The following is a 26,136-nucleotide window of genomic DNA, read 5'->3' as shown; positions in this document are numbered from 1 at the left end:
CTCCTTTTCAACCTGTTTTGAAAGCTAAATAGCATCAAGCTCCAGTTTACTATGAATTGCCGCGCTTAGCAAAGCCTTGTCCAAAAAAAGAGACCATTGTCCCCGGTATATCACTCCGGATGAATGGCCAGTTTCGTCACACGTATTCAAAATCAGGAAGAAACCGTAATCTTGGCGTTGGGATGAACCGATGAACCGGTTTGGTCTCGAACCAGACGCTGTGGCACGACATCATTCCGAACGATATCCTCATAGCTTTCCCGGCGTACCACCAGTTCGGCCTCACCATTGTTTACAAATACAACCGCTGGTCGACGTATCCGGTTATAATTACTCGCCATGGAATAATTGTAAGCTCCGGTTGAAGCAACAGCGAGCAAATCCCCGCTGGTCGGACGCGGCAGCTCCACATCCCAAATGAGCATATCGCCACTTTCACAGCATTTGCCCGCAATGGATACCGTCTCCTCGTTCGCATCGTGCGCCCGGTTAGCCAGCATGGCTTCATACTTCGCCTGATATAGCGCTGGACGTGGATTATCCGTCATTCCGCCGTCAACCGAGACATACTTGCGCACCTGTGGGATATCCTTGACGCTGCCCACGGTATACAAGGTGGTGCCGGAGTCGCCTACAATGCTCCGTCCCGGTTCAATCCAGATTTCAGGAAGCTCGTCATACAGCCCGGAAAAATGGGTTTTTACCGCTTCGCCGATAGCCTGTACATAGGTGGAAATTTTCAGTGGTGTGTCCTCTTCTGTGTAACGAATGCCAAATCCCCCACCCAGATTAATAACCTTGAAAGAAAACTGAAGCTGTTCCTTGATTTCTCTGGAAAAAGCGGCAACCCGTTCGGCAGCCATTTGGAAGCCGTTCACTTCAAAAATTTGCGATCCGATATGGGAATGTACCCCCAGCAGGTTCAGATGATCTAGCCTGATAGCCTGCTCCACCGCATGGCTTGCTGTACCGTTCGCAATGTCAAAACCGAATTTTGAATCCTCTTGGCCTGTGGCCATATATTCGTGCGTATGTGCTTCAACCCCCGGTGTAACCCGCAATAAAATATTTACCTGCTGTTTCCGCTCGGAGGCAAGGGCCTGAAGCAAATGCAGTTCCATCTCGCTGTCGACCACGAAGCAACCAATTTGCGCATCTAACGCCATTTCAATTTCTTCCGGTGTTTTGTTGTTGCCGTGAAAATGGATTCGCTCTGCCGGAAATCCAGCTTGCAGCGCGGTGAACAGCTCTCCACTGGAAACGACGTCGAGCGACATCCCTTCTTCTGCAGCCAAAGCACACATCGCCATCACGCAAAATGCTTTGCTTGCATAAGCGACTTGAAACTTCAACCCGGTTTCATGAAAAGCTTCTATAAACTCCCGGCAACGCTGACGTACTAACTGTTCATCTACAATATATAGCGGTGTTCCAAAACGTTCCTTCAGAAGGGTCGTGTCGCATCCGCCAATCTCCAAATGTCCAGTGCTGTTAATTTTACTGCTTCCATGCAAATACATGTTCTGGCGCCTCTCTTTCTGGAACAAGCAAGTCATATTCCATCGAATGTTAACACCAGTATAGCAAAAAAAGCATTAAGAAGAATGGATTTTTATACAGATCATTTATATTAATGTTCCTGCCCGTTGCCAGAGTTCGAATCCGTGTTTGCATCCGTACCCGGCATGCGTGTATTGTCCCGCGTTTTGTTAGATGACGGACGGTTAGGCGAACTCAGTACAGGCATACGGAACAAGATGGAAGCCATCGCCTTGGCATTAAAAGGAATGAACGGCCACAGGTAAGAAGAATTGTATGACCGGTGCAGCGTCAGCATCAAAATGATCAGTGTCGTGCCTACGATAAAGCCCGGAACGTGGAAGATAGCCACAGCGATCAGCAAAACCAGCCGAATTAACCGATTCGCCAATCCCAATTCATAGCTCGGCGTTGCGAACATCCCGATAGCAGCCACAGCCATATACAGCACAACTTCGTTGACGAAAAGTCCCGTTTTGACCGCAATATCCCCGACCAAAATGGCGGCGATCAAGCCCATGGCGGAAGCCAGCGGTGTCGGTGTATGAACAGCCGCCATGCGCATGAGATCGACCCCCAGCTCCACAATGATAAACTGGGCGATCAGCGGCAGGTGGGCTTCCTTTTGAGGACCGATAAAATCGAGAAACGCCGGTTTTAGCTCGGGATTGATGACCATAAGCAGCCACATCGGAAGCAAAAACATCGAGGCAAAAATCCCTATAAAGCGAACCCAACGCAAATAGCTCCCCATAAAAGCCGTTTGCCGATTCTCTTCCGCATGCTGACACAGGTCAAAAAAGGTGGTGGGCAAGATCATCACGCTGGGTGAGGTATCGACGAAAATAACGAGTCGGCCTTCCATAATATGCGAAGCCACAACATCTGGTCGCTCCGAATACCGCACTAATGGATATGGATTCCAGCCTTTATTAATAATCGTCTCCTCTAATTGCTTATCCGCCAGCGGGATGCCGTCCAGATTGACGTTTTTAATTTTATCGCGTACCGTGTCCACCATCACTTTATCCACGATATCATCAATATAGCCCAAGCATACGTCTGTCCGGGTGCGGCGGCCAACCTGCATCGCCTCAAATTTAAGCCCGGGGTCCCGCAAGCGGCGACGAACCAATCCCACATTTGTCAGCATCGTCTCTGTAAAGCCGTCACGGGCACCACGTACGACGCGCTCCAGTGACGGTTCCTCGGGATTACGTACCGGATAATTACGGGTGTCCAAAATGATCGAAAAGCGCTCACCTTCCATAAAGAAGGCGCTATAGCCTGTCAGCACCTTGTTGATGACAACCGACATTTTGTCTGTCTTTTCCACCTGAATATGCGGAATATAATTTTCAAAATACGATTGCAGTCCGTCCGTAGACAGATCATCCGGTGTCAGATAGGTGAGCCGCTTCAGCACTTCAACCATGACCAGGTCCTTGGCAAAGGTATTCAGAAACAGATAGCCGATATGACGCCCGCCTAGTGTCATCTCCCTAAATACGACATCAAAGGTCTCTCCCAGACCGATTACTGTTTTGAGTGTTTCCTGATTTTCCTTCATTCTTGGTGATATATCATCCTTACCCTGCCAGTAAAGGACGGATTCCTCTACGTTATCAGAACGCTCACTCTCTTTTTTGTGCTTAAAACGTTCTGACTCCTGTGCCAGCCTTTTTTTCCACGGGCTCATCTCTTCCTTGCCAGCAGTATGACCTTCATTCCCGATGGCTCCGTCCTCCTGGTGTTCTTGATCCGGTCTATGCTCCATATCTCTTGCCCCCTTCACTTTCCTTGTTATCGGTTGTATACGAACCAGTCAAAAAACGAACCCGTCACCTTGCCCAACACCATCGCCATCAGCAGGCCAAACATATACACGGTCATATGGAGCCGTTTGGCGAGTATAGGCAATAGATTTAGTACCTCCGTCAGTGCTGCGGCGAGTAAACCGATAAACACTCCGCAAAACAACCCCGGTATCCACGTAAGTACGCCCGGCAACGGCAAGCATATATTCCAAAAATCGGCTACCGTTCCCACCACTGAACCCAAAATCATAGATTTTTCGTATGCTCGTGATTTGTTATAGGTACGGGTAAGCTGTGCAAGCCGAGGAATCATATCCAGCACAATAAAAAGTGCGATCACGCCACCACCCACCGCAACGCCTCCGGCGATGCCTAAAATGATCTGAAGTGCACCCTGTACATTTATCATCATCTGTGCTTATCCTTCGTATGCATACGGGCCATCTTTTCATATTCCTCCGCCACAACATACTGATCCACATTTTCCTGATACAGATACATTTCAACTTCCAGCGGCGTCGGCTCCTCGTTCCATTTTTTTTTAAATAAATGATTAAAGAACACAATCATGCCGAAGCCAATACCGATCGAATACGCAATCTGAAACAGATATGGATGCTCATCCTTGTGTCCGGTAATCATCTCAACAATCCGAACCTGCACCTCCATCATGCTGACGTCAGCGTGAAAATTCATAATCGTGAGCGCAGAGCCAAAGAACAGAAGCACCCACACCAGAACAAATAATATTCTGGATGGCTTACGCGGTTTCTCCACGATTTCCACAAGCACATGCGGCTTGCCGAGAGATTCCACGACAACACCCGGAATGCGTTCTCTAATTTTCGATATGATTTGCAGCATGTCCACCAGTATCAGATTGCCGTCCTGCTGCTGCGGCCGCTTAAGAACAAGCTCCAGCAGCTCGTTTTCCCATTCGGGATCTGCCAGCAGATGGGCTACATCCCCCAAATGCAAGTCACGCCCCTTTAACATGCGTACACGACTGCGGAGACGTAAATAGACTATGGGAGCCACTGTAGGAGCCGGATTATGAGTCATCCGATCCCCTCCTTATCCTCGTAATTACTGGTTAGTATGAGGCGAAGCCAGGAAACATATTCTGTGCACTTTCTGTTTCTCCACGCAAAAAGGGTACCCCTGACCATTAACATGGCTTGGGAATACCCTTTGTAATTACGTATACATGAGAATTTAACAAAAATCCTCACCGATATTATTGAGCAATCTGATCGCGAATCGACTGCAAAATCTTTTTTTCGAGCCGCGATACCTGCACCTGGGAAATACCAAGTCGGCTTGCAACCTCCGATTGAGTCTGATCGCGATAATAACGCAGATATACAATGAGTCGTTCCCGCTCAGTCAGCCCCCCGATAGCCTCATTCAACGCCAGCTTGTCGAACCACCGCTCCTGCGATTCATCTGCAATCTGATCCATAAGCGTAATCGGATCGCCGTCATTTTCGAACACCGTTTCGTGAATCGAGGTTGGCGGCTTGTTAGCCTCTTGGGCAAAAACAACATCTTCCGGTGTAACTCCCAGTTCATCTGCGACTTCCTTGATCGTAGGTAAACGGTTCAGCCGTTTGGACAGCTCGTCCTTCATTTTGCGGACCTTATTGGCCGTCTCCTTGAGGGAGCGGCTAACCTTAAGCGTGCCGTCATCGCGCAGAAAACGTTGAATTTCCCCAATAATCATCGGAACCGCATACGTTGAAAATTTGACTTCATAGCTTAGATCGAATTTGTCCACCGATTTTAACAAACCGATGCAGCCGATCTGAAAAAGATCGTCAGGTTCATATCCCCGGTTCATAAAGCGCTGCACGACAGACCATACGAGCCGGATATTACTATTGACCAGCGTCTCACGGGCATCATTATCACCGGATTGACTCAGTGCAATGAGCCGTTTGACTTCCGCATCCTCCAAATAGCTGTTCGAAGTTTTTTTTCCTCCTGCTTCCATAGGATCAACCCCTAATTATATAAAGCTTTCTTGGATTCAATCCTTTTCTTCATCCGGACCGACGTGCCTCCGCCCGGCTCACTGACTGCTTCAAACTCATCCATGAAATTTTCCATAATGGTAAAACCCATACCCGAGCGTTCCAGTTCAGGCTTGGAGGTATACAGTGGCTGCTTCGCCAGCTCCAGATCCTCGATCCCTCTTCCTGCATCTTCAATCACCAGTGTAACCACGTCCATTTCAATCCCGACCTTGATTGTCACGACTCCAGACGGATCGCTGTCATAGCCGTGAATAATGCTGTTCGTTACCGCCTCGGACACCACGGTTTTCAGATCGCTCAGCTCGTCCATCGTCGGATCAAGCCGGGAAATAAAGGCAGCGACAGCGACGCGGGCAAACGCTTCATTCTCGGATTTGGCGGCAAATTGCAAGCTCATGAAATTGTTTCCCGTACTTTCTCTCATGACACCACCTCCAGTTCCGTGAGCGCATTTCCCTCGTTTTCATATACAGGCATGATTTTAAACAAGCCTGACATATCCAGCAGTCGGTGTACCGGCGGATTGACATCGCAGACAGCCATCTTGCCGCCCTTTTGTTTAATCAGCTTGTAACGTCCCAAGATAACGCCAAGGCCGGAGCTGTCCATAAACTGGAGATTTTTCAGGCTGAGCACGATATGCTCGCATTGGCGGCGCTGAATCGCTTCATCCATTTGCATACGGACCATGTCCGACGTATGGTGATCAAGCTCACCGGACAGCCTTACAATCAGCACCCCCCGGTGATGCTCCATTTCAATTTGCAGGTTCATGCTTACTCACTCTCCTCCCGGTCTTGGACAAGGATTTCTACGCAGCCGCAGACGATTCCTGCCCTCCGACAAAACTAGAAGAAAACCCCTTAAAATCTACAAAGAAAACAGGTTCGACATGGTACGTTTAAACAATTTCCACCATCCAGCCTTCTCCACCGCCACGGGTGAGGTTATGTTAAACTCCTTGAGCCGTTTACCATCCTGATAGACAACCAGCTTGCCAACCGGATCACCTGCACGGACAGGAGCTTTCAGACTTGGAGCGAGTTGCAGCTCATGACGCAGCGTATCTTTTGTTCCGCCCTTTTTCACCAGCACACTGTAGGAACGATCTGCCTGAATTTTCAGCTCCGGCAGTACTCCCTTCTCGACTTTTACGCTTCCCAGCAGGTCACCCGGCTTGTACACTGATTTCATCGTGTATTGGGAAAATGCATAATCGAACATGGAGGATACTTCATTGTTGCGTGTTTTGGTATTCGGTTCGCCAAGTACGACAGCGACTACACGCATACCATCACGCTTGGCCGTAGCGGAAAGGCAAAATTTCGCTTCCCCTGTGTAGCCTGTTTTCAGCCCGTCCGCTCCAGTATAAAAGCGAACCAGCTTATTCGTATTCACCAGCCAAAACGGCTTGGCCGAGGATTTGCGTAAATAGTCCTGATACGCTCCTGTATATTTCGTAATTTGGGGATATTTCAGCAGCTCACGGCTCATGACTGCAATATCATGCGCAGAAGAATAGTGATTTTTTACTGGCAGACCATTGCAATTGGCAAAATGGGTATCCTTTAAACCAAGCTGCTGCGCCTTGGCATTCATCAATTCGACAAAAGCCTGCTCAGAGCCCGCAATTTTCTCAGCCATCGCCACGGAAGCATCATTGCCGGAAGCCATCGCGACTCCTTTAAGCATCTCATCGACCGTCATTTCTTCTCCCGGCTCCAGAAAAATTTGCGATCCGCCCATCGAAGCCGCATATTCGCTGGCCCGTACTTTGTCGGTCAGCTTGAGTTTTCCATCATGAATAGCCTCCATCGTCAGCAGCATGGTCATAATTTTAGTAATACTCGCCGGAGGAAGCTTTTCACGGCTATTTTTTTCATAGATGACTGTACCCGTATCCGCATCCATCAGGATCGCCGAGAGAGCCTCGGGAGCAAGCTCAGCCGCAGAACCCTCCTTGGGCTTGCTTTCAGGTTTGCTTTCCTCGGCCCAACCGCCGACGGGGACAGCAGTCAAGGCTACCAGACAAGCCAGGATGAACGCTACCACTTTTTTCTTCACAATCGGTTCCCTCCTCAACATATTGGCGTAAAGCACCGGAGCCCGTTATGTAGTCCTCCAGCCTATTCGCGTGCTGCTAACCATTGTCGTCAGAATGGAAGAAAAATATTCCATACGCCTGAAAACATCAAATAGCACCAAGCTGAGTCAGCATGGTGCGGATTTTCCAAAATTAAAATGAAAGAACGTCTATCGTCTGCGTAACAGCGACTTACAATCGGCTGATCGTGAGGTACGTAAGACCTCCACCCGGTAAAATATCCGTTTTATTTTGGCTGAACACCCGTATATCAATAAAAGAATCGGGCTCCAGTTTCAGTTCAATCGTTCCACTCAAAGCACTGTAGTTCGGCCCGCCAATCACCCGATCATCGAGATAAGCATACGCCGACCCTCCAGTAACCTGTTCATCATTCACATGGAGCGCCAGCCGTGTACGGTTGCCATCCACTTGAGAATCGGTCGAAATATAGGCTTGTATTCTGTACTTCCCTGCTTGTTTGGCCTGCCAACGGTTGCCCACCGCCTCAAACTCGGTCAGTTCATCATAGCTGATCTGGTTGAAATTTACCTTCTGCCAACTGCCTGCGGGAATATTTTGTCTTGCTCCCAGATAGGCCTTGACAAAGGTTTCATCCAAGTGCTCGATTCCGTTGTTTGAATATTTCTCCACTAGCAGCAAAGCCTGCCCTGTCCCGTTGTTTTTATAATAACGGTTATCCATGTAATTGAAATCCAAATGCGAACGAAGCGTCACCTGCTGCGTGGATGAGCTGCCGGAGAAGGAAACCAGATGCCTCAAATTGCGTGGATATCCACCCACCTCATCTACTAAAATTTTTTTACCAATGACCACATCTACAAAATAATCACATACTGACCAGTAGTTGTCGTCGTTTTTGTCCCTGAATTTGTCCGCGATGGCTAAAATGGAGTCGCGAAGAGCAACATTTTTCGTCTCCTTCGTGGCACCAATTTGAATAAAAGACGGAACCGTCACCCTATGTTCTAAGCTCAGCCCCTCAAACCAGCAGCCTATAAATTCAGCATTCATAAAATCATCAATTCGAATGGGAATATCACTTGAGCTTCCGTCCTTTATGTGCTGGCTGGCAAAAAATCTGGCCCCGTTGGAGCTATTCAGATCGAGCGCTGCATCATTGCCCATGGTTAATAGCCCCAGGCTCGTAAACTGTGAGCTTCGGTTTTCCAGATGAATTCCTCTTTTATTATAGTTAATTTCCGCGTTCTTCAAAAAATCCACATCACTTTCATAACCCCAAAAACCAGTCTCGAAATGCTCGATCAAGACATTATCCAGTACAACTCCCCCGCCCTTCCAGTCCTGAATCCCCAAAGTACCTTTGCCATAATAGCCACGCTTCGCCGCCTGTGAAAACGGATTATTTAATGCGGTTCTTACGGCACCCTCGTATCGGATCGACAAATCGTGGAATTGTACATTTTGAAAGCCACTGAATGTAGGGAGGCTCTCATCCCCAATTTGAAAACATGGACCCGTGCCATAGTATTCAATGGAAGTAACCCCCTTACCCTGTCGATATCTGCCCTTATGCGTACCAAAAAAGCGGATACCCTGTTTGCGGATATGCAAGGTAGACGTTATTTTATAGCGACCACTGGGAATGCGAAGCATGGAGTAGTCAGGCGTGCTATCGATCATTTGCTGCAAAGCGGCCGTGTCGTCCTGAACACCGTCACCTACGGCTCCAAACCAACTGGCATTCACACTACGTTGATTGAATTCTTTATCAACCTTTTTAAAATTTTCTTCCAGTTGCCGTTGGTTCAAGCTTACACCACCCAAACTACTCAAGTTCAATTTCAAATGATCTGTATACTGATCCGCCACCCCAACACCTCCACTTTTTGAAAACAACGAAAATATCTTCTTTCAGACAGGGCTGAAGGATTCTATTCTCTGAATATGGATTGAGTATATGCGAATACATTTTTATTATTGTACAAAATGATACGTTTTGTATAAAATAGATACATATCGTATCTAGGTGGTGAATGTGTGAAGACTGTCCTTACAGTGACCGGTTTACTGGCTTTTTCGATTCCTTATGCCTGTCAGGGCTTGTCTCCCAGAGTGATCGCAATTTCTCTGCTCATCCTGCTGTTTAGCTATCTGATGCTGCTGCCCTCGCTAAAGCCGCTAATTGCAACCTTGGCTGATAATCCGTTGCTGACCTTGCTCATAATGTACATAACTGTCTCCTGTTTATGGGCTGAACAGGAACAGACCTCATCCATTCTGATGGTGCTTAAATTCGTTGCTTTTTCCACCTTCGGACTTTATCTGGTTACCCATTATACGACGCAAGGCTGCATCCGCCTGTTGGTCATTACGTTAAGTATTTTGAGCATACTCAATCTACTGGCGGTATTGCTCATTCCCTCCTTTGCCATTCATGGGGGCGTCGAACATACAGGGCTGTGGAAAGGCATTTCCGGTCATAAAAACACACTGGGAACACTCTCTCTTCTATGTTTTGTTTCACACGTCATTTATTTTTTCAGGGGGACACGCAAAACTTTGCATGTTGGCTTTATTTTGCTGAATGCCTTACTGCTCATCAAATGCCAATCCACTACTTCGTTGCTGCTGACTTCTTCCCTGTTCATGTTCATCCTTTTTATATTGCTATTCAAAAGAATCCGAAGCGTTGCACTGCGTGGTTTCTTCATTAGCAGTTCCTGCCTGCTTATGCTTTTGGGTCTCGTGTTCGCTTTTAGTTACGGGGATGCGATTGCATCGGAATTTGGCAAAACAACAACCTTGACTGGAAGAACAGAAATCTGGCAGGGAATTGCAGGCGCCATTGAAAGTCACTACTGGTTTGGTCATGGCTACGGTTCCTTCTGGGCAAACCGGCCTAGCATCTATGCCAATGGAATCCGATTTGATCTGACAAGCAGCCACAGCGGGTTTCGGGATCTGTGGATCGATATCGGCCTTACGGGACTGTTGGCAACCATTACACTTGTCATAACCACTTTATTTAAATTCAGAATCGGTAAAACCGATATGTATACATGGCTGACAGCAGCCGTATTCTTCTTATTCATCGTGTTAAACAACATTACGGACAGCCGCTTCCTAAATTCTCTGGCCATCTACTGGATCATATTCATCGTTATTGTGATTAAGGTACAGGAACGGCATAGACTATTAATAGCAGAAAAGGCGAACACGACAGTATGCGGCACACCCCCGCCACATTAGGGGCTACAATTGATCAGTACGTAAAAAAAGAACCCCGTTTTCCTACGGCCTTAGATGGCGTTCGGAAACGGGGTTCTTGGGATATAACAATCTACATTTGTGGAATGATCGCCAAAACGAGATTTAAAAATTTCTCACGTACCTTCTCTGCTGTATCCATTACTTCATCGTGGGACAGGGGCTGATCCAAGATGCCTGCCGCCATATTCGTGATACAAGAGAAGCCCAGCACCTCAATGCCTGCATGACGGGCTACGATTACTTCGGACACCGTGGACATACCCACCGCGTCTGCACCCAGTGTGCGCAGCATAACGATTTCAGCAGGCGTTTCATAGTTTGGACCCAGCAATCCGGCATATACGCCTTCCTGCAAGCTGAAGCCCTGCTGAGCAGCGGTTTGCTTGGCAATCTCGCGCAAACGACGGCTGTATGCCTCCGACATGTCAGGGAAGCGAACGCCCAGAGCTGCATCGTTCGGTCCAATCAGCGGATTTTGTCCGGTCAGATTGAGATGATCCGAGATAACCATCAGATCGCCTGCCTCATAAGACGTATTGACACCGCCTGCCGCATTTGTCACCAGCAGACTTTGAATACCCAATTGCTTCATGACCCGAACCGGGAAAGCCGTAAGCTGAGGGCCATAGCCCTCATACATATGGAAGCGGCCCTTCATCATAACTACAGCGCGACCTTCAATGGTACCTAGCAGCAATTCTCCTTCATGACCTTCTACCGTCGATACGGGAAAATGGGGAATATCCTGATAAGGAATACTAATTCCATCCTGAATCAAATCGGCCAGAATGCCGAGACCCGAGCCCAAAATAAGACCGATTTCCGGACGGATTCCGCTCTTGGCACGGATATAATCTGCTGCTTCCTGAATCATTGCTTGGTTGGCTGTTGACATCAACATCTCTCCTGTCTTGTACAATCGTTAGTTATAGTTGCTGTGATCGTTATTACTGTGATCATTACTATAATAATGACTATAATCATCACCATTAGTAAATGTCTCGTCACATACGATCCTTGCTGTCGCTGGACGGACGATTGCCGCCGTGCGGATGATACTTTTCGTAGACTTCCTTCATACTTCGCTTGGCTGTCTGCGCATAAACCTGCGTCGTGGACAGATCGGCATGGCCTAGCATCTCCTGTACGGAGCGCAAATCCGCTCCGCCCTCCAGCATATGTACCGCAAAAGAATGCCGCAGGGTATGCGGTGTAATATCCCCGCTTATGTCTGCTTCCTGACCGTACTTCTTGATCATTTTCCAGAAACCCTGTCTGCTGAGACGCTGACCGGATACATTGAGGAACAAGGCTTCCTGTTTTACCCGAGATTCCTCATCCTGCCCGGATCGCAGCAACAACGCACGTTGCTCGTCCATATACGCTTGTGCCCACTGCGATGCCTCACGGCTGATCGGCACAACACGCTCCTTGCCCGCCTCGCCTCCACAGTGAACGAAACGCAGATCGGTACGTACATCACGTACGTTCAGGGCGATCAGCTCGGATACTCGAATTCCTGTCGCATACAGCAGTTCCAGCATCGCCTTGTCCCGTCCCCCTTGCGGGGTGGAAACATTCGGCGCTGCCAGCAGACGCTCTATCTCATCCTGCGTGAGCACTGAAGGCTTCTTTTTGTTGGCCTTAGGCAGCTCCAGCAAGACAGACGGGTCATGACCCGTAATCCCCTCCCGAATGAGAAAATGGAAAAAGGAGCGGATAGAGGCTACACTGCGCGAAATCGTCGCCGCGGCTTTTCCCTGTTCCTTCAAGCGTCCCAAATAAAGCACCAGATGAGAGCGTTGAACATGGTCCGGCTGCTCGATGTCGCAGCTTTCAGCGAACTCGACAAACTGCTGTACGTCCCGATGATACGCTTCCAATGTGCTGGGCGACAAACCCTTTTCCTCTTCCATATATCGAACAAAAGGTTGAATATACATTTTCATGAGTTCCAGAAGTCTCCTTGTCCTGCATACAACGGTTCAGTCGGATCAGTCTCAGCATCTACATGGACTATTCTCCATACCAGTAAAAGAAACGCAGACGCTCCGACACAGCCGTCTTATGCTCGGGTACGTCGGATAATTCCTGCCCGCCGAATACCTTGACTGCATGTCCTTCCGGTATCCGGTAATGATCCACAGGTGTAATCCAGTCCCTGAACAACCCGAGGCTATAGTAGAACATACATGCCAAAACCCCGAACAGTATGAACAGACGCAACCATTTTAGTCCTCTCCGCAACGATAGTACCATGTGAATCAGCCGCCTTTTTTCCAGATTATAGGCCTTGTTAAGGCTCTCTATGGAAGGGTATGACAAGCTGTTCCTTTTTATACCGCTTAATGTCGTATAGCAGATCCCGAACCAAAAAAGCTCCCCCCGAACGCGTCTTCGCCGGTGAGAGCTTGGGTTGTCAGCTTATTAATCCTGAGATTTGTTTTTCTTGGTTTTACCCAAAAATTTCTGGGCGGTCGTATCGTTCTTCGTCTTGCAACGATAACAAATACCGTGAAAGTCCAAACGGTGGTCCACTACGGTAAAGTTATATTCCCGTTCCAGACGCTCTTCCAGCGGTCCAAGCCAATCCTCCAGTATTTCATCCACACTGCCGCACTGCACACATATCAAATGGTGGTGGTGATGCTTGGTCGTATCGCCGCGCAGGTCATAACGCGCAACGCCATCACCAAAATTGATTTTCTCCACGACGTGCAGTTCACTTAGCAGTTCTAGGGTACGGTATACGGTTGCCAGACCGATTTCGGGAGCTTTCTCTTTAACGAGCATAAATACATCTTCCGCACTCAGATGATCATCTTCGTTCTCAAGTAAAACTCTGACGGTGGCTTCCCGCTGAGGCGTTAGTTTGTAGCCCTGGGATTGCAGCTGCTGCTTAATTTTTTCGATCCGTGCTTCCATGTGTCTCCCTCCCCCTGCAAAAGCTACTGCCCACTGCACTTTTTTTCACTCCTATTATTATAGGGGGTCTATACAAATAAAGTCAAACATTTTGAAACGGGGGTTAGGGAGACGCGGAGGCAGTCAGCATGGGAGTAACCCACTGCATCATGACTGGGGTGACCCAAGTTTCAAAGGACGCGCTACCAACGAGGAGCAACATCATTGCAGCGGTCAGCCCTGCGTAGGACAGCAACGGACGAAGCATGCCGACAGATGGCCGTGTAGCGAGTATTTTAGTTTTGATCATATGAATGGAAAAGGTCATCGCAGCCACACTGCACACGAGCAGCACCGGAATGACGATTAAATTGTGAGGAGCCACGGAGACGAGGGAAAATAACAGCCCTTTCCACGAATATTGCCCTACCATATAGCCTACGGAAAATCCGATCAACACACCCTTGAGGAAATTCAGTACGAGAATGCCAGGAAGACCGATGACCGAAAGACCGCATACCCAGATTAAACCTACCCATTTTAGATGTAGAGACACACTATCCCAAAAGGTTGAGGTCGCTTGCGAACCAGCAAAGCCCTGCTCATTTTGATTAACCGTCACAAAAAAATCCTTCAGATAACGCGACAAATCCTGGAGCTGCTCCAGCGAGAGCGCGTTCACCATCAGTGCACCAAAGACGACTCCCACCAGAAACAGCACGGCCAAAAAAACATAATACGGCGTCTGATCCTTTAACGTATGACGAAACCATTGCATCGACGTCCTGCCCCTTTCATCTGCTTGTTTGTCCAAAAAACAACCGTAATCCGACGGCTGATGGCTAGGATTCGGGGCAGCTTGCGCTGCAAAAGAAGATTCACGAGTGAATGCCAAGCCAACGGCATAGATATTTAATGGTTATGAACAAGCAGACCCCGATATGACTCTAATAGGACATGACTACTATGGCCTAGCTATTTTGCCGTAGGTTCCGCCACCACCGGATACGAGGGAAAGTCGTCCCTCCCGGGAAAGGACAATTTGCTCTGCCAACGCGTCTCCGACAACCGCCGCCAGTTCCTCCTGTGCGACTTCATGTAAAATATTCATTTCTGTTCCGAACGCATTCAGCAGGTGGTTCAGCTTGGCTTTGCCCAGACCGGGAATAAATTCCAGCGGAATCTGGTAAATGTATGGCGGCCGATGTGATGGAATCACGGGCTGCTCACGATCGGCAATACTCCATATCCGATCCAGTACGCCCCGCACCAGCTTGGTATGACCACAGGCAGGGCAGCGTTCGTCCGCCATCTCTTGCTCGTCCATAATCGTACCGCAGCTTTGACAATAGGAACGATGGTACTTGCCCAGCTTCGGATTTAATCCGTAATTGGCAGACACCCGTCGTCCTTCCCGGCGCTCCAAAGCCATTCTGAATTCATCAAAGCTCGGCTTTGTCATGGATAATTTGTTGTACTCCCGTCCAATTTTGCCGAGCGAATGGGCATCCGAATTGGTCAGGAAGCTGAAACGATCCAGCTCCGAGATCAATCCGGCCATAGACGAATCCGCACTTAACCCCAGCTCCACTCCGCTAATGAGCTGCATATCCAGCAGTTCCTCCATACGGGCCGCAGAGCTGCCGTATATGCCCTTATGAGGGGTGAACACATGCGCTGGCACCATAATGCCTCCACGGCCGTAAATTTGCTGCTGTAGCTCGCGTGGCGGGGCATAGATACGCTGCGAGCTGAGATTGACATTTTTCATGTGCCGAGCTATCCATTGCGTAAAATCCTCCATCGCCGCCAAATGGGGAAAATAGGCCAGAATGTGCGCCTCGGGACGACCTTCCGCCCGAATCTCCAGCTCCGTTCCCAGCAGCACAACCGTATCCCGGTACGCGATACCACCACCGTTGATTTCCGTCATTTCACCCGTATGCAAATAAGCGTGGATATCCTCTTGAACGTTCGGTGCGTGGCAGTCAATGATCCCGATCAGTTCAATGCCCTTGCGACCGGATGATTCCTTGGCAATGTTGGCAAAGGTCAGGTCGCGACTGCCACTGATTTTGACCGGAGCTCCCTTTTCCGTTCTGCCGATATGAATATGGAGATCAGCATAGTAATCTGTAAGTTCAACCGTATTTCCGTTCATACCGCTTAAAAGATCCCTGTATATTGGTAAATTTGCCACGCATAGACAGCCAGAATCGTTTTGGCGTCACTAATCCGACCTTCACGAATGAGCGCCTGTGCTTCCTCCAGCGTCACCTCAAACAGCTCCAGAAATTCATCCTCATCCGGTTCCATTTCTCCCAACTCCAGCTCTTCAGCCACATACAGATGAATGATTTCATCCGCAAATCCGGGGGAAGTATAAAAGGAGTGAAGCAGCTTCAGTGACTTGGCAGTATAGCCTGTCTCTTCTCTCAGCTCGCGTCCCGCTGCTTCCATCGGGTCCTCTCCCCGCTCAAGCTTGCCTGCCGGGATTTCCACCTCACAGCGGCCCATCGCCTGTCTGTACTGATCCACAACCAGCATTTTCCCCTCATGCAGCGCCAACACAGCCACCGCCCCCGGATGCTTCACGATTTCACGCTTACCCGTGGAGCCGTCTGGAAGCTCTACCGTGTCCACCTGCAACGTAATCACTTTTCCTTCAAAAATGGGCTGCGTGGATACCGTTTTTTCCTCCAACGCAGGATTGGAATAAGGCTTGCGGTCTGGGTTGTTCACTGGATCGTTCACCGGATCATTCTTTTGGTTGTTCATTAGTATGTTTCCTCCTTCGTCATCTATCTCTTCATTCGCTATCTCCGGCTTTAGTCTAACTTGTCCATTTCGGACATATGGTGGTATTATAACAAATTTCCCTGTTCAAAGGAGATTCGCCAATGAAAAGCTACCGTACCGAAACCACTCTCCATATTGTCGGCAAAGCCTGGCAAATTCAAGCCCTCCTGCGGCAATGGCAAAAAGAATACGGCTCCGCTGCCACTATCGCCTCGCTCATGGTTCAAAAAAAGGTTCAGGTCTAAAGACAAGGGAACGCTGTTCCTGTCTTTTGCCTGAACCTTATGTGTATCATCCGAGTCTTACTTCGTCGCCTGTTGAATAAGAGCTACGACCACCTCGGCAACCTTCACCAGATCGTCTACCTTGATTTTTTCCTGTGTCGTATGAATGTTCTGGTAGCCAACAGCCAGATTCACCGTGGGAACCCCCAGCCCGTTGAATACATTGGCGTCCGAGCCACCACCCGAATGGAAGGTCGGCGTTGCCAGCCCCAGCCCTTGTATAGCACGCTGCGCCACCTGTACAATTTCATCATGCTCCGTAAAGCTGAATGCCGGATAAATGACTTCGCTGCGGAACTCGCCCTGTGCACCAAATTCGCGCGCGGTAGTTTCCAGAGCTTCACGCATATGCTGAATTTGCTGATCCACCTTCTCCTGCACAATACTGCGTGCTTCCGCCCGGATCAGCACAAAATCGCATACCACATTCGTTGCTCCGCCACCCTCGAAGCTACCAATGTTAGCAGTTGTTTCCTTATCAATCCGTCCCAGCTTCATCTTGGAAATGGCCTTGGAGGCTACTTGAATGGCACTGATGCCATCTTCGGGATTTACACCTGCATGAGCGGACTTTCCTGTAATTTTCATTTCAATACGAGCCTGCGTTGGCGCAGCTACACAAATGGAGCCAACTTCACCATTGGAATCCAATGCATACCCAAAGTCTGCATCCAGCAATTCCGGTTTCATTGCCCGCGCGCCGAACAGACCGGACTCCTCACCTGCCGTAATCACAAACTGAATTTGTCCATGGGGAATTTTCTGCTCTTGCACGACACGAATCGCCTCGAACAAAGCGGCAATCCCCGCCTTATCGTCTGCCCCCAAAATGGTTGAACCGTCACTGCGAATCCATCCATCCTCACCTAGCTGCGGCTTAATGCCTTGGCCTGGTGTAACGGTATCCATGTGGCAGGTAAAAAACAATTTAGGTGCTTGCTCCGCGCCTTCCGCTTTCCAGGTTACGATCAGATTACCCGAACCATGTCCGGTTCTTTCGCGGGAATCATCTTCTGTTACCTCCAGCCCGAGTGCATTGAATTTTTCTTTCAGAACACGCGATATTTCCTGCTCGTGCTTGGTTTCGCTATCCACCTGTACGAGTTCCATAAATTCTTGTACGATTCGTTCTTTCACTACTTTTGCTGTCATTGAACTTCCCTCTCTTTCCCGTTTACGCTACAATACGGATAGATAGTCTTATTTCTGACTTAAACCTATCCTAAAGGAGTTACACATGCCGAACAAAAAATGGGTTCGTTTTTTCGTCTACATTATGCTCGCCGCGATGATTGGCTCTACGCTGTTTATGGTGATTGAGCCGTTGATTATGCCTCTATAATGGAATGCGCCGCTCAAGATATTCTGCCGTCTCCATGCTCTATGGAGGCTGTAGGCGGACAAGCTGTGGCGCAAGAAAACAGGCGGGCTTCCGTGTACATCACAGAATAGCCCGCCTTTGCTTTATTGGAGGGAATGACTTTGCCATTCCGCCGCAAATGAAAATTGCTCCTCAAAGTAAGGTACAATCTCCTTCGCAATCTGCTCCACTGAAAAGGTCTGCTGTGTGCAGTCCTCCAATGAAGTCACTCCGTATTCCTGGATTCCGCATGGAACGATACCTTGAAAGCCCTCATGCTGTATCCCTGATTTGATATTGAAGGCAAAACCATGACTGGTCACAAAGCCCCGGCGGTGCTTACATTTGTTGAATTTGACGCCTATGGCCGCGATTTTAAGATTCCCGACCCATACCCCTGTGTATTCAGGCTTGCGACTTCCTTCAATACCATGGGACGCCAGCAATCGAATGATCACCTCTTCCAAACTCCGGAGGTATCCGTGCAGGTCAAGCGCCTCCCGGTTGCCGAGCATCATCAGGGGATATCCGACAAGTTGCCCCGGCCCATGATATGTAATATCTCCCCCACGGTCAATCTGAAAGACGCTGATTCCCTGAGCTTTCAACTGCTCCGGTGTGAGAAGCAGATGCTCAGGATGCCGCTGTGAGCCAATCGTGTAGGTCGGCGGGTGCTGGAGAAGCATAAGCGTTTCCCTCGCCTCCCCGGCATCCAGCTTCCCCACAATATCCTTCTGGACATCCCATGCATGGGCGTACTCCATCCTATTCGTATAGGTTACCTCAAGCGGTCGTCTGTTCACGGCCTGTCACTTCCTCTCCGTCCATTTACCCAACTGTTCGGATGATTAGTACAGCTTCGTATCCAAGGTGTAGCCTTCCAGGTTTTCTTTGATCCGTTGCAGGAATCGTCCACAGATCACACCATCCAAAATGCGATGATCCAGCGACAGACACAGGTTAGCCATCGAGCGAACCGCGATCATATCATCAATGACCACTGGTCTTTTGACGATGGATTCAAAGGTAAGAATCGCAGCCTGCGGATAGTTAATCACCGGATAAGACAGAATTGAACCAAAGGAGCCTGTGTTGTTCACGGTAAACGTCCCGCCCTGCATATCGTCCAGCTTGAGCGTACCTTCCCGTGTTTTACGTGCCAAATCGTCAATTTCACGCGCCAGTCCGGCAATGTTTTTCTGATCCGCTTTTTTAATAACTGGCGTCAGAACTGCATCCTCTGTACCCACGGCCAGCGAGATGTTGATATCTCTTTTGACGATAATTTTGTCCACAGCCCACACCGAATTCATGATCGGATATTCCTTGATGGCATTCACGACCGCTTTCATGAGGAAAGCCAGATACGTAATATTGATGCCTTCTTTTTGCTTGAACTCGTTTTTGATCTTGTTGCGGAGCATCACCAGGTTGGTCACATCCACCTCAATCGTCGTCCAGGCATGTGGAATTTCCGAGACACTTTGCCGCATATTGCGGGCGATCGCACTGCGAATCGGTGTAACATCAATAAAATACTCGGATCTGTTGTTGTTGCCAGCCTCAACTTCAATCACAGGAGCTTTTGGAGCCTCCGTCAAATGAATGCCACTGTTACGAACTGGAATAGCAGGGTCCATATTTTGAATCGGTATACTATGCTGCGCGGCAGACTGCTGTCTTCCAGCAAAAGGAGAGCCTTGTCCTGATGTCGCCTCAGTCGGCTGCTCAGACACTCCAGCCTGAGTAGAACCTCCCTGTTGAACATAATTCAGCACATCTTTACGGGTAATTCGTCCGCCCATGCCCGTGCCTGTCACCTGATTCAAGTCTATGCTATGCTGAGCAGCCAATGTTTGCACCGCCGGGGAAAACCGTCCTCGCATGGATTGATCCGAAGCAGCACCCTGTTGGGATTGTGCTTGTGCGTTGCTCTGAGGTACCGGCGCAGCGGATGTCGCTCCAGTTGATGCTGCAGGTGCGGCTGACTTTGTCTGAATACGGCAAATCAATTCTCCAACGGCTACCGTCTGACCTTCCTCTGCTAACAGATCACCCATAATACCATCCAATGTCGATGGAATTTCCGCGTTCACTTTATCTGTAATGACCTCGCAAATCGGCTCGAATTGCTCCACCGTTTCGCCAGGTTGTTTCAGCCATTTTGCAATTGTCGCCGATACAAGCGACTCTGCCAATTGGGGCATGGTTACGTCGGTCCATTGTGTTTGGTCTGACATTTTTTCAACTCCTTAACATCATAGGAGGGCGGGTTTTACCGCTACCCCCGCTACACTTTTGGAATGCTTTCGTCCAATCCGCTCCAATTAATACATTGCAAGACGGCGCATCGCTTCCTTAACCTTATCCTTGTTTAACATATAAAACTTCTCCATCGGCGGGCTGATCGGCATTGCAGGCACGTCTGGAGCGCACAGACGCTCAATCGGCGCATCCAGCTCGAACAGACATTCCTCATTAATAATTGCGGAAACCTCGGCACCGATGCCACCCGTTTTGTTGTCTTCATGCACGATGAGCACCTTGCCTGTATGTCTTGCAGCTTCAATGATGGCCTGACGGTCCAGCGGCTGGAGTGTACGCAAATCCACAACGTGTGCGGTAATGCCCTCTTCCTTCTCCAGCTCCTCAGCAGCCTGCATGACAAAATGCAGCGGCTGGCTGTATCCGATGACTGTAATATCGTCACCTTCACGCAACAAATTGGCTTTGCCAATTGGAACAATATAATCGTCCTCAGGTACTTCACCCTTGATCAGCTTGTAGCACTTTTTGTTCTCAAAATACAGCACCGGATCAGGGTCGCGGATCGCTGCTTTCAGCAGTCCCTTGGCATCATACGCGGTAAAAGGAGCTACAATTTTCAGACCCGGTGTACCAAAAAAGATAGATTCCGGACACTGTGAATGATACAAGCCGCCAAAAATACCGCCACCGATAGGCGCACGTATCACAACAGGACAGCTCCAGTCGTTATTAGAGCGATAGCGAATTTTAGCTGCTTCACTAATAATCTGATTGGTTGCCGGGAGCATGAAGTCAGAATATTGCATTTCGGCAATCGGCTTCATTCCATACATGGCTGCACCAATGGCAACACCAGCTATAGCCGATTCTGCCAACGGCGTATCCATGACACGCTGCTCACCGAATTGATCCATAAGACCCTTGGTGGTCGTAAAGACACCACCTTTCACACCAACATCCTCACCTAACACAAAAACCGTTTCATCCTGCTCCATCTCTTCCTTCATGGCAAGACGAATCGCATCAATATATTCCATAACCGCCATAATTACCGGCCCTCCCCATCGCTGTCAGCATAGACATGCAGTAGCGTATCTTCGGGCTTCGGAAAAGGCGCATTATCCGCATATTCAATCGCTTCCTTGACCTCGAGCAGCAGCTCAGCCGACAAATCCGCGTCCTTGGCCTCATCCCAAATGCCGCATTCCAGCAAATAATTTTTCATACGGGCTACGCCGTCCTTGGCCCAGTTCTCATCCACTTCCTCTTTGGTCCGGTAAGCCAGATCGTTATCCGAGGTGGAGTGAGGAGACAGGCGGTACATCATCGCTTCAATAAGCGTTGGCCCCTCACCACGAATAGCACGTTCACGCGCTTCCTTGACGGCTGCATACACTGCCAGCGCATCGTTACCATCGACCCGAATCCCAGGGAATCCGTATCCCAAAGCACGGTCGCTCACCTTGCCTGCCATTTGCTTATGAACCGGAACTGATATCGCATATTGATTGTTTTCACACATAATGATGACCGGCAGCTTCTGCACACCTGCAAAGTTACAACCTTCATGAAAATCCCCCTGGTTGCTGGAGCCTTCACCAAATGTAACGAACGATACAAAATCCTTCTTCTGCATCTTGGCAGCCAGCGCTACACCTACTGCGTGTGGAACCTGCGTCGTCACCGGGCTGGAGCCTGTCACAATACGCAGCCGTTTACTGCCGAAATGACCGGGCATCTGCCGGCCACCGCTGTTGGGATCATCTGCCTTGGCAAATTGCGACAGCATCAGTTCGCGTGGCGTCATACCAACCGCAAGTACGAATCCGTAATCCCGGTAATAGGGAAGAAAATAGTCCTTCTCCCGGTCCAGTGCAAAAGCCGCACCTACTTGTGCCGCCTCCTGCCCAATGCCGGAAACGTGAAAATTAATTTTCCCTGCCCGTTGCAGGAGCATGTTGCGCTCGTCAAATCTTCTTGCGAGCAGCATATATCTGTACATGTCAATAACTTGTCCGTTAGTAAGTCCCAGCTGCTCATGTCTGAAGCCAGCGTCTACAGCGCCTTTTGAACTCATTGAGGCACCTCCTTAAGTATCAAACATCCTACTACCAGCACCTAGTACCATCTTGTCTTAAAACCTGGTACTAAACTCTGGCTAACCCCATTATAATCCTTTTCTCGCCAAAAAGAAAAGCACCGATTTATTAAGATAAAATTATATCCCTATCGCCTGTCCATCAACCGCCAGCATCGCTTCTCCCAAAATCTCCGACAATGTTGGATGCGGATGAGCCAGCTGTCCGACTTCCCACGGCGTAGCATCCAACAGCTGCGCAAGAGCCGCCTCGCTGATGAGATCCGTTACATGCGTACCGATCATATGTACACCGAGAATATCATTCGTTTCCTCGTCGGCAACTACTTTGACGAAGCCATCCCGACTGCCATACACCAGCGATTTTCCGATAGCCTGAAAAGGGAACTTCCCTGTCTTCACCTGATGTCCACGCTCACGAGCTTCTTGCTCAGTTAAGCCCACACTAGCTGCCTCAGGACGCGTATAAATACAACGAGGGATAAGATGATTCGGTACACTGTGAACCACTTCGCCCGCCAGATGATGTACCGCATGCAGCCCTTCATGGCTCGCTGCATGCGCCAGTTGTAATCCTCCGATGCAATCACCGATCGCATAAATATGTGGTTCATTCGTCTGCAAATGCTCATTAATCGAGATAAAGCCACGCTCTACGCGGATATCCGTATTTTCCAATCCGATATTCTCCACATTCGCCTGACGACCTACTGAAATGAGCAGCTTGGAAGCGCTGAGTGTTTCGGTTTCATCCCCTTTTTGCACGTCAATCTGTACGCCTTCCTCATCCTTGCCGTACGTTTCAGCCAGCACTTGCGAGCCTGTCAGCACCTTGACACCGCGCTTGGTTAGCAGGCGCTGCATTTCACGCGAAACATCCTCGTCCTCGGTTGGAATAAGCCGATTCGCCGCCTCGACCACCGTAACCTCCACGCCAAAATCATTCAGCATGGAAGCCCATTCCACGCCAATAACGCCACCACCTACGATAATCAGGGAGGCCGGTAATTCTTCCATCGTCAACGCTTCGTCACTACTCAAAATAAATTCGCCATCCGGCTCCAATCCGGGTAACACACGCGGTCGTGATCCCGTTGCAATAATGAGATGGGTAGGAACAATCGTCTCCATCTCGCCATCTTCCAGCTCCACGGCAACTGCGCCGCTTTTTGGAGAAAAAATCGATGGCCCAATCACGCGCCCTTTGCCGCTCAGCACCGTGATTTTATTTTTACGCATCAAAAATTGCACGCCCTGATGTAACTGCTCTACAACGGCCTCCTTGCGCTCTTGTACCTTGGGAAAAACAAGCTGCGCTCCCGAGGTCTCAATGCCGTATTTCGCACTTTCCTTGATCGTCGCATACACTTCTGCACTGCGCAGCAAAGCCTTGCTTGGGATACATCCACGGTGCAGACAGGTTCCACCTAGCTTGTCCTTTTCTATAATAACGACTTCCTTGCCGAGCTGAGCAGCGCGAATCGCTGCAACATACCCTCCGGTTCCTCCGCCCAAAATAGCGACATCACAATGTATAGTCATGCTTCTCCTCCATTTAACATTGATTATATATAGCTTATTGTACTCTCTTTATTTCTCTGTACAAAATAAAGTGTTTATACATAGACTATAGGACGTCTAACAACCTGTTCCCGACATCTGCTGTATATTACTCGTACAAGGCGTCCCGTAACTTGGTAGACATTCTTGGAGTTTGGGCTGTTTTGGCCCGTAGCGCTTTGCGAAAGGATTCATTTTGCTTGCGCAGAAGATCCAGCTCTGTCTCCAGCTCCGTGATCAATTCCTGTGCCTCTGGGCTTACCAGCCCTTGCTCCAGTAATGCTTCTATTTTGGCACTATAATCCGTATCATTTTGGTTCATGCCTGTCCCCTCTTCCCTCTATTCCACTATACTTCACCATATCATGCTCACGGCAACAGGGCAATGACGTCCACATTTACGTTCAAAGAATAGATATACAGTAACATGTCGAAAAACAATATATTTTCTCTAGTCTGTTTGCTGCACATTATGGTAATCTATAATGGCCTTTTCTTTCGGGAATGATGATTAACAGCGTTATGCGCATGTTACAGAGAGGGGAATTCGCGTTGCCTACAGGACGAATTACGATCATTACAGGCCCCATGTTTAGCGAAAAATCCGGCGAACTGATTCGCCGCTGTCAAAAATTAATTCAATACGGGCACCGTAAGGTGGTCGCTTACAAACCGGCTGAAGATAACCGCTACGCCAAGGATGAAATTGTAAGCCGCATCGGATATCGGCTGCCCGCCATCTCCATTCCGAAAAAGCTCACAGATGAGCTCGTTCAGCGGATTTTGGAAGAAACGAAGGATGCCGATGTGGTCGCCTTTGACGAAGTACAGTTTTTCAGCCGTCATATTATGATGTTAGTGGAGGAGTTAGCCTACTGTGGCAAGCACGTCATTGCAGATGGACTCAATTTGGACTACCGGGGTAAGGAATTCGGATATGTTGGCGGTTTACTCGCCATGGCAGATGACATCGAAAAGCTAGCTTCCTTTTGCGCCGTATGTGGAAGTTCGGAAGCTGTATATACCCAGCGTATGGTGAACGGAAAGCCTTCCACTGTAGGACCCATTGTAATGATTGGCGACTCTGAGGCGTATGAGCCACGTTGCCGTAATTGCTTTATACCACCCCATAAAGTGAACTGCGATTAGCACGGAGAATTTGCCGTCAGACTGCGATAAAGGCACGACAACCAGCAGATTCTTTTCTTGTATTTTTTTGGAACGATTCGAGCAATTACCCCGTATATCCGGTTAAGCTGTACAAGTTTTCTTAGTTTTCGTTTGAACACTATGACCATGATATTATCGGGGGGCTTACTTATGAGTTTTTTCAACAAGATCTTGGCAAGCGCAGGAATCGGTTCAGCTAAAGTCGATACATTGGTGGACCAGGCCGTGTATGTCCCTGGTGAGGAGCTTAGTGGCATCATGCGCATCAAAGGCGGTAAAATTGATCAGGAAATCGGCAAAATTGACATCGAACTCAAAACAGAATATATCGAAGAGCACGATGACAAGAAAACCACTTCCACCTGCTGCATCGCTCGGGTCAAGGTATCCGACGGCTTTCATTTAAAGCAAGGACAGGAGCTTGAAATCCCTTTTTCTTTTCGGTTGCCATTGGAAACACCTGTCACTCATGCCAAACAGCCCGTATGGCTGGATACAGCATTAGACATCGGTATGGCCTTGGACCCGACCGACCGTGACTCGCTCAAAATCGAGCCGCATCCTTATATGAGTACGGTGTTTGAGGCCGTTCACCTGTTGGGCTTCCGATTCCGTTCCTCCACCTGCGAACGTCATCCCAAGCTGGGACGCGGTGTTCCGTACGTGCAGGAATTTGAATTTACGCCCGGATCGGAATATGCACGCGATATCGAGGAGCTGGAGCTGATTATGCAGTTGGAGCCCGAAGGCGTGCATGTGCTTGTCGAGGTGGATCGCAGAGGCAGAGGGTTATCCGGCTGGCTGGAGACTGCCTTTGATATGGACGAGTGTCATGCCTGGTTGAGCTTAAGCAGACAAGAGCTGTCTTATGGACCAGATCATATCGCAGATGCGCTGGAGGAACTGATCGACAGACAGATTCGGTAAATATGTAGATATAACAAAAAAATCCCCGCCGTTTAA

The 26,136-nt window shown here is 49.0% G+C and carries 28 protein-coding genes; 5 read left to right on the top strand and 23 right to left on the bottom strand.

Annotated elements, in window-relative coordinates; all coding sequences use genetic code 11:
* Window positions 1-152: 152 nt before the first annotated feature.
* From lysA to ACWXW9_RS00100, 9 genes are all read right to left on the bottom strand, one after another.
* Window positions 153-1,520, bottom strand: coding sequence for a diaminopimelate decarboxylase (gene lysA, locus ACWXW9_RS00140; protein WP_494927768.1), 1,368 nt, complete (start codon window positions 1,518-1,520; stop codon window positions 153-155).
* Window positions 1,521-1,630: 110 nt separating this feature from the next.
* Window positions 1,631-3,316 (bottom strand): spore germination protein, encoded by a 1,686-nt coding sequence (locus ACWXW9_RS00135; protein ID WP_494927767.1) that lies wholly within the window; start codon window positions 3,314-3,316, stop codon window positions 1,631-1,633.
* Window positions 3,317-3,342: 26 nt separating this feature from the next.
* Window positions 3,343-3,765 (bottom strand): stage V sporulation protein AB, encoded by a 423-nt coding sequence (locus ACWXW9_RS00130; protein ID WP_494928144.1) that lies wholly within the window; start codon window positions 3,763-3,765, stop codon window positions 3,343-3,345.
* Window positions 3,765-4,418, bottom strand: coding sequence for a stage V sporulation protein AA (locus ACWXW9_RS00125; RefSeq protein ID WP_494927766.1), 654 nt, complete (start codon window positions 4,416-4,418; stop codon window positions 3,765-3,767). Before ACWXW9_RS00125 ends, ACWXW9_RS00130 begins: the two co-directional genes overlap by 1 nt.
* A gap of 175 nt (window positions 4,419-4,593) precedes the next feature.
* Window positions 4,594-5,349 (bottom strand): RNA polymerase sporulation sigma factor SigF, encoded by a 756-nt coding sequence (sigF, locus tag ACWXW9_RS00120; RefSeq protein ID WP_014282155.1) that lies wholly within the window; start codon window positions 5,347-5,349, stop codon window positions 4,594-4,596.
* Between the two features lie 11 nt (window positions 5,350-5,360).
* Window positions 5,361-5,816 carry an anti-sigma F factor gene (gene spoIIAB / locus ACWXW9_RS00115; RefSeq protein WP_134913783.1) on the bottom strand — a complete coding sequence of 152 codons (456 nt, stop codon included), beginning with the start codon at window positions 5,814-5,816 and terminating at the stop codon, window positions 5,361-5,363.
* Window positions 5,813-6,166, bottom strand: coding sequence for an anti-sigma F factor antagonist (spoIIAA, locus tag ACWXW9_RS00110; protein WP_014282157.1), 354 nt, complete (start codon window positions 6,164-6,166; stop codon window positions 5,813-5,815). The genes spoIIAB and spoIIAA overlap by 4 nt, the downstream gene beginning before the upstream one ends.
* 96 nt (window positions 6,167-6,262) lie before the next feature.
* The gene (locus ACWXW9_RS00105; protein WP_149093561.1) at window positions 6,263-7,456 is read right to left on the bottom strand and encodes a D-alanyl-D-alanine carboxypeptidase family protein; all 1,194 of its coding nucleotides are present in this window, start codon (window positions 7,454-7,456) and stop codon (window positions 6,263-6,265) included.
* A 211-nt stretch (window positions 7,457-7,667) separates the two neighbouring features.
* A complete protein-coding gene (locus tag ACWXW9_RS00100) occupies window positions 7,668-9,329 on the bottom strand; it encodes a glycosyl hydrolase family 28-related protein (protein ID WP_494927765.1) in 1,662 nt (553 codons plus the stop codon).
* A 168-nt stretch (window positions 9,330-9,497) separates the two neighbouring features.
* Here ACWXW9_RS00100 and ACWXW9_RS00095 point away from each other — a divergent pair, with 168 nt between their 5' ends.
* Complete coding sequence (locus tag ACWXW9_RS00095; protein WP_494927764.1) at window positions 9,498-10,709, top strand: O-antigen ligase family protein; 1,212 nt, start codon at window positions 9,498-9,500, stop codon at window positions 10,707-10,709.
* Between the two features lie 91 nt (window positions 10,710-10,800).
* Here ACWXW9_RS00095 and ACWXW9_RS00090 read toward each other — a convergent pair whose 3' ends face one another.
* From ACWXW9_RS00090 to ACWXW9_RS00060, 7 genes are all read right to left on the bottom strand, one after another.
* Window positions 10,801-11,625, bottom strand: a complete 825-nt coding sequence (locus ACWXW9_RS00090) for a purine-nucleoside phosphorylase (protein WP_494927763.1) — start codon at window positions 11,623-11,625, stop codon at window positions 10,801-10,803.
* Window positions 11,626-11,734: 109 nt separating this feature from the next.
* Window positions 11,735-12,679, bottom strand: a complete 945-nt coding sequence (xerD, locus tag ACWXW9_RS00085; protein WP_494927762.1) for a site-specific tyrosine recombinase XerD — start codon at window positions 12,677-12,679, stop codon at window positions 11,735-11,737.
* 67 nt (window positions 12,680-12,746) lie between these two features.
* On the bottom strand, window positions 12,747-12,989 hold the full coding sequence (locus ACWXW9_RS00080) for a YqzK family protein (RefSeq protein ID WP_134913777.1): 243 nt from the start codon (window positions 12,987-12,989) through the stop codon (window positions 12,747-12,749).
* 168 nt (window positions 12,990-13,157) lie between these two features.
* Window positions 13,158-13,655, bottom strand: coding sequence for a ferric iron uptake transcriptional regulator (gene fur, locus ACWXW9_RS00075; protein ID WP_149093554.1), 498 nt, complete (start codon window positions 13,653-13,655; stop codon window positions 13,158-13,160).
* Window positions 13,656-13,758: 103 nt separating this feature from the next.
* The gene (gene spoIIM / locus ACWXW9_RS00070) at window positions 13,759-14,412 is read right to left on the bottom strand and encodes a stage II sporulation protein M (RefSeq protein WP_494927761.1); all 654 of its coding nucleotides are present in this window, start codon (window positions 14,410-14,412) and stop codon (window positions 13,759-13,761) included.
* A gap of 186 nt (window positions 14,413-14,598) precedes the next feature.
* Window positions 14,599-15,795, bottom strand: coding sequence for an endonuclease Q family protein (locus ACWXW9_RS00065; RefSeq protein WP_494927760.1), 1,197 nt, complete (start codon window positions 15,793-15,795; stop codon window positions 14,599-14,601).
* Window positions 15,796-15,800: 5 nt separating this feature from the next.
* Window positions 15,801-16,412: an NUDIX domain-containing protein gene (locus ACWXW9_RS00060; protein ID WP_494927759.1), complete on the bottom strand. Its 612-nt coding sequence runs from the start codon at window positions 16,410-16,412 to the stop codon at window positions 15,801-15,803.
* Between the two features lie 122 nt (window positions 16,413-16,534).
* Between ACWXW9_RS00060 and mciZ the strand changes: the two genes are divergently transcribed.
* Entirely contained in the window at window positions 16,535-16,678 is a 144-nt protein-coding gene (gene mciZ, locus ACWXW9_RS00055; protein WP_494927758.1) for a Z-ring formation inhibitor MciZ, read from the top strand.
* A 57-nt stretch (window positions 16,679-16,735) separates the two neighbouring features.
* Here the strand turns inward: mciZ and ACWXW9_RS00050 are convergent, their stop codons facing one another.
* Complete coding sequence (locus ACWXW9_RS00050; protein WP_494927757.1) at window positions 16,736-17,869, bottom strand: tripeptidase T; 1,134 nt, start codon at window positions 17,867-17,869, stop codon at window positions 16,736-16,738.
* Window positions 17,870-17,954: 85 nt separating this feature from the next.
* On the opposite strand from ACWXW9_RS00050, the gene prli42 reads away from it, so the two are divergent.
* Window positions 17,955-18,059 carry a stressosome-associated protein Prli42 gene (prli42, locus tag ACWXW9_RS00045; RefSeq protein WP_014282171.1) on the top strand — a complete coding sequence of 35 codons (105 nt, stop codon included), beginning with the start codon at window positions 17,955-17,957 and terminating at the stop codon, window positions 18,057-18,059.
* Between the two features lie 122 nt (window positions 18,060-18,181).
* Here prli42 and lipB read toward each other — a convergent pair whose 3' ends face one another.
* The 6 genes from lipB to ACWXW9_RS00015 form a co-directional block, all read right to left on the bottom strand.
* Window positions 18,182-18,880, bottom strand: coding sequence for a lipoyl(octanoyl) transferase LipB (gene lipB / locus ACWXW9_RS00040; protein WP_494927756.1), 699 nt, complete (start codon window positions 18,878-18,880; stop codon window positions 18,182-18,184).
* Between the two features lie 45 nt (window positions 18,881-18,925).
* On the bottom strand, window positions 18,926-20,317 hold the full coding sequence (locus tag ACWXW9_RS00035) for a dihydrolipoamide acetyltransferase family protein (RefSeq protein ID WP_494927755.1): 1,392 nt from the start codon (window positions 20,315-20,317) through the stop codon (window positions 18,926-18,928).
* A gap of 87 nt (window positions 20,318-20,404) precedes the next feature.
* On the bottom strand, window positions 20,405-21,391 hold the full coding sequence (locus tag ACWXW9_RS00030; RefSeq protein WP_192510863.1) for an alpha-ketoacid dehydrogenase subunit beta: 987 nt from the start codon (window positions 21,389-21,391) through the stop codon (window positions 20,405-20,407).
* Window positions 21,392-21,393: 2 nt separating this feature from the next.
* A complete protein-coding gene (locus ACWXW9_RS00025; protein ID WP_494927754.1) occupies window positions 21,394-22,422 on the bottom strand; it encodes a thiamine pyrophosphate-dependent dehydrogenase E1 component subunit alpha in 1,029 nt (342 codons plus the stop codon).
* A gap of 141 nt (window positions 22,423-22,563) precedes the next feature.
* Window positions 22,564-23,985, bottom strand: a complete 1,422-nt coding sequence (gene lpdA / locus ACWXW9_RS00020) for a dihydrolipoyl dehydrogenase (RefSeq protein WP_494927753.1) — start codon at window positions 23,983-23,985, stop codon at window positions 22,564-22,566.
* A 127-nt stretch (window positions 23,986-24,112) separates the two neighbouring features.
* A complete protein-coding gene (locus ACWXW9_RS00015; protein ID WP_494927752.1) occupies window positions 24,113-24,325 on the bottom strand; it encodes a hypothetical protein in 213 nt (70 codons plus the stop codon).
* Window positions 24,326-24,555: 230 nt separating this feature from the next.
* Here ACWXW9_RS00015 and ACWXW9_RS00010 point away from each other — a divergent pair, with 230 nt between their 5' ends.
* On the top strand, window positions 24,556-25,152 hold the full coding sequence (locus ACWXW9_RS00010) for a thymidine kinase (RefSeq protein ID WP_134913757.1): 597 nt from the start codon (window positions 24,556-24,558) through the stop codon (window positions 25,150-25,152).
* 171 nt (window positions 25,153-25,323) lie between these two features.
* Complete coding sequence (locus tag ACWXW9_RS00005) at window positions 25,324-26,100, top strand: sporulation protein (protein WP_494927751.1); 777 nt, start codon at window positions 25,324-25,326, stop codon at window positions 26,098-26,100.
* Window positions 26,101-26,136 lie beyond the last annotated feature (36 nt).

This window comes from Paenibacillus sp. LT-B23, from assembly GCF_059417685.1.
Note: the sequence above shows the minus strand (reverse complement) of the source record. Positions and strands in the feature narration are given on the sequence as shown.